Raw genomic sequence first — 2,864 nt, 5'->3', positions numbered from 1 at the left:
GCTTGTATCTGGCAAAAAGAAATCACTCTTTCAGAAAGTAAGTACATGGGTGCGCGGTAATCTGTTTATACCCGATCCGCGTGTGTTCTGGGTAAAACCATCTGTCAGGTTTTTGTTGAAGTATGTGCAGGAGCAGGGTATAAAAACGATTATCACCACAGGCCCTCCGCATAGTGTTCACCTGATAGGATTGAAGTTGAAAAGAAAAAATCCTTCTTTGAAATGGCTCGCAGATTTTCGTGATCCTTGGAGCGACTGGGGGTTGCTGGATAGTTTGATGGTAGGAGGAATTGCGCGCAGTATGCATCGCAGGTTGGAGACACAGGTAGTAAGAACCGCGGATGAAGTTATCACCATCACACCTTTCTATGTGCGCAAGTTCGAAAAATTATCCGGCCGGCCGGTACGATTGCTGACCAATGGTTTTGATGAAGACGATTTTAAAAACCTGGTCATCACACGCCATACAAAATTTATTATTCGCCATGCCGGTATAGTAAATGAGAAGTGCGATCCGCGACCCTTCATGCTTGCTGTAAAAAGTCTGCTGCAGGAGCAACGTGAACTGCGAGAAAAACTACAGATCGATTTTGTAGGCGAAGTACATCCGGACTTCCGAGCTTTTGTATTGCAAGACGATGATCTGAAGAGTATAACTACCTTTACACCTACTATACCACACAAACAATTAATGGCGCTCTATGGCGAGTCGGCTATTATGCTGCTGGTATTAACCGGGTATAAAGACGCAGAGGGATATATGCCTGGTAAATTATTCGAATACCTGGCCACGGGTCTCCCGGTACTCGGTGTCGGCCCGGAGCAAGGCGATGCTGCAGCATTGCTGAATATATCTGGCGCGGGTGTTATGATCGATGGTAATCATACTGCTGCGATCAAAACATTTATACAGCAAAAGTTTAATGCATGGAAGAGCACCGATAGTATAGCGAAAGCTCCTGGCTCACAGATATACTCTCGCAGGGCCATCACCCAGACATTAACAGAGATGTTATAGTATTATTTACTTCTTCATGAAAAGTTGCCGCAGCGAAAGGAAGTGCAGCCCATAGGCTAATGGCACAAGCAAGGCGGGCAGCCACACGATCGGGAATTTTGCTACAACAGTATTGGCAGGCTCATTCATAAATACACGGAAAGGCGTAGGCATGGAAAGTATAGCGATGGCTACAATGTTAATAAGCAGTGCGAGGCAAAGTATATTCCATACGATCAGCCAGCCTCGTGGTAATTTTTGCATGTTTACTCCCCACGCTACAAATGGTGCTGTTATACCCGCCAGTATATCGAAGTTTCTTCCCTCGAAAGTCATTTGTATCGGGAGCAACTGTTCAATGAACAGCAGCCACAAGAGTATCTCCACAAAGAAGCGAAAGCTTTGCAAACGAATAATGGAGGCAGCAGATATATGTTGTAGAACATCCGCTGTGGTACGGTTAAAGGTGATCCAAAGAATTGATATCAGCGGAATGATTAACACCAGCATGATCCTGGGTGGTACAGAATTGAAATCGCTTAGTATACCCGATAGGGAAAGAATGCTGACGAAGGTTGTCCAGATTATAATGGCAATCGTAACGCCACGTACAATATTCTTCTGTCGGTATGCAGGAATGGAGGAGCGACCCAGCGCCTGGCGAAGTTCGCGCAGTAACAATCTGTAGTATACAAAGGTCAGGATTACGAACCCGAGCTGAACGATGAGGTAAGAGATTTTCATACGGACAGGTTGTTATATAGCCTTGTACGAATTTGCGAAGTGCCAGGGATGAACCATTTTCCTATTGATTTTCCCAATTTGAAAATTAAATACAGAATATACCGATATCTTACATGAGATATAAAGTGCAACATATATTGTAGAAACCTCTTTAATGCCTTGAAAAAGACGTTTTTAAAGAACTACTTCTTGTGTAGATATTACAGTGTGTGGAAAATTGGTGCTGCATTTGTAAATCTTCTGGCAAGACCCAATGAGTTATGACAACGTTTTTTGAACACCAGCGCACCAGTTACAAACGTAACTATTTGAGAAACCTGATTTGTCTTGCATCTTCTGACGGGCAATTGGATGATGAAGAGAAGAGACTGATCCAGAAGATCGGCCAGAAGCGTGGATTGAAAGAGTGGCAGATCAGCCAGTTGATCGAAGATCCAGGATCCTGTGAGTTATTCTTGCCTGAATCGGTGAGTAATCGTATGAATCTTTTATATGACCTGATGCAGATCATATATGCCGATAGCCTGGTGAATAATCACGAAATCGAGTTTATGGTAAGTATAGTGGAAGCATTCAAGCTTCATCCCGAGATCGTAACCCAGTTGATGAAATTATTCCAGAACAATGCTCCTTCGCCATCCGAGTGGAAAGAATTTGTGGAGTTTGTTTGTGAGGATGCAGAACGAGACAATAGCTAGGAGCCCAAATTCCAGAAGTTGTTAACGGCCGGTTTGCCATTGGTAAACCGGCTTATTTTTTAATGTACTTCCGGCTCGTACTTTTTGCCGTGTATAAGTTGAGCTACTTCGCACATTTCACTGCCGCATTGATCGATCATTCGCTCCAGGTTTTGCCTGGTGCGTATCAGCTCATCAATCTGTTGCTCTACGAGCTTTAGCTTTCGGTATAAATATTTTCTTCCGCGTTCGGCATCCAGAGTGCCGGCATTTACCAGTGTAATAATACCGCGCGCTTCTTTTAAGGTAAATCCTTTAGCCGTAATCTCTTTAATCGCAGTAATGCGCGTAAGTGTCTCTTCAGGATACTCCTTGTAATTGTTCTTTCTCCTCGATTCTTCCGGCACTTCAATCAGTCCCAGTTTTTCATAGAACCGGATCGTGTG

General features: G+C 43.9%; 4 protein-coding genes. 2 read left to right on the top strand and 2 right to left on the bottom strand.

All coding sequences use genetic code 11. The features are described from left to right. Positions 1 to 1,018, top strand: a 1,018-nt coding sequence (locus tag VIN08_RS13305) for a glycosyl transferase (RefSeq protein WP_331965782.1), incomplete at its 5' end; no start/stop codon positions are given. A gap of 6 nt (positions 1,019 to 1,024) precedes the next feature. Here VIN08_RS13305 and VIN08_RS13300 read toward each other — a convergent pair. After that, positions 1,025 to 1,741 (bottom strand): hypothetical protein, encoded by a 717-nt coding sequence (locus VIN08_RS13300; RefSeq protein ID WP_331965779.1) that lies wholly within the window; start codon positions 1,739 to 1,741, stop codon positions 1,025 to 1,027. Positions 1,742 to 2,001: 260 nt separating this feature from the next. Between VIN08_RS13300 and VIN08_RS13295 the strand changes: the two genes are divergently transcribed. Continuing rightward, positions 2,002 to 2,439 (top strand): hypothetical protein, encoded by a 438-nt coding sequence (locus tag VIN08_RS13295; protein WP_331965776.1) that lies wholly within the window; start codon positions 2,002 to 2,004, stop codon positions 2,437 to 2,439. A 59-nt stretch (positions 2,440 to 2,498) separates the two neighbouring features. Here VIN08_RS13295 and VIN08_RS13290 read toward each other — a convergent pair. Beyond that, a partial coding sequence (locus VIN08_RS13290; RefSeq protein WP_331965773.1) for a MerR family transcriptional regulator occupies positions 2,499 to 2,864 on the bottom strand: 366 nt, incomplete at its 5' end.

Origin of the sequence: Ohtaekwangia sp. (genome assembly GCF_036568665.1) — a bacterium.
GTDB lineage: Bacteria > Bacteroidota > Bacteroidia > Cytophagales > Cyclobacteriaceae > Ohtaekwangia.
This window is presented reverse-complemented; position numbering and strand designations above follow the sequence as displayed.